1 protein-coding gene and 1 pseudogene are annotated in these 1,406 nt (G+C 68.5%); both read left to right on the top strand.

Going from position 1 to position 1,406, the window contains the following annotated elements:
- A pseudogene (locus tag AWC24_RS17525) lies at positions 1 to 569 on the top strand (alpha-1,4-glucan--maltose-1-phosphate maltosyltransferase); the annotation flags it as partial.
- Between the two features lie 5 nt (positions 570 to 574).
- On the top strand, positions 575 to 1,406 hold an 832-nt coding region (locus AWC24_RS17530; RefSeq protein ID WP_420094215.1), incomplete at its 3' end, for a GlgB N-terminal domain-containing protein.

Consider the following 1,406-nt stretch of genomic DNA (forward strand, 5'->3'; position numbering starts at 1 on the left):
GGCCCGGCATGTTCGCCATCCGGGCGGTGCTGGCGGCGACGATGGGCCCGGCATGGGGGGTGTATTCCGGCTTCGAACTGTTCGAGGACCGCGCGTTGCGTGAGGGCAGCGAAGAATACCTTCATTCAGAGAAGTACGAGCTGCGGCCACGCGATTTCGCCGCCGCCGTCGCCGAGGGGCGGTCGTTGGAACCGTTCATCGCCCGGCTCAACGAGATCCGCCGGGTGCATCCGGCGTTGAGCCAGCTGCGCACCGTGCACTTCCATCATGTCGACAACGATGCGTTGCTGGCCTACAGCAAGTTCGATCCGGCCAGCGGCGACACCGTGCTGGTGGTGGTCACCCTCAACCCGTTCGTCGCCGAGCACGCGACGCTGCGGCTGGACATGTGGGCGCTGGGCATGGAGGACTACCAGCGCTTCTGGGTGCGAGACCAGATCAGCGGTGAGGACTACCACTGGGGACGGGAGAATTGGGTGCGGCTCGATCCGGCACGGGCGGTGGCCCATATCGTCAACATGCCACGGATCAATGCGCAGGCCCGCACCGCCCTGCTGCGTCGCAGGTGAATCCGATGTCCCGACAGTTGGCGCCCGCAGCGGCGGACCTGACCCGGCTATTGGCCGGGGAACACCATGATCCGCACGCCATTCTGGGCGCCCACGAGTACGGCAAAGACACGGTGATCCGGGTGCTGCGGCCACGCGCGCGCCGCACCGTGGTGTTGGTCGGTGCCGACCGATTCCCGATGCGGCACCTCGGTTCCGGACTGTTCGCGGTCGCGCTGCCGTTGACCGGGCTAGCCGACTACCGGCTCGAGATGCACTACCCCGACACGGCTGAGTTCGCCGAGCCGACCGGGGTACACACCGTCGCCGACGGTTACCGGTTCGCGCCGACGCTGGGTGAGATCGACCTACACCTGTTCGCCGAGGGCCGTCACGAACGGCTCTGGGACGTGCTCGGCGCCCACCGTCGCACGTTGACCACGCCCGGCGGCGAGGTGTCCGGGGTGTCGTTCGCGGTGTGGGCGCCCAACGCCCGAGGCGTCGGCCTGATCGGTGACTTCAACGGCTGGGACAGCAACGACGCACCGCTGCGCGCGCTGGGTTCCTCCGGGGTCTGGGAAGTGTTCTGGCCGGACTTTCCGCCCGATGGTCTCTACAAGTTCCGCATTCACGGCGCCGATGGCACCGTGAGCGATCGTGCCGACCCGTTCGCCTTCGCCACCGAGGTGCCGCCGCGAACCGCGTCGCGGGTGACGCACAGCGAGTACCGCTGGGGTGACGGCGACTGGATGGCGCAGCGCGCCCGGCGCGATCCGGTGGCGGAGCCGATGAGCACCTATGAGGTGCACCTCGGTTCGTGGCGGCCGGGCCTGAGCTATCGCCGGCTCGCGGTCGAGC

It is taken from the genome of Mycolicibacter senuensis (assembly GCF_002101885.1).
Lineage (GTDB): Bacteria > Actinomycetota > Actinomycetes > Mycobacteriales > Mycobacteriaceae > Mycobacterium > Mycobacterium senuense.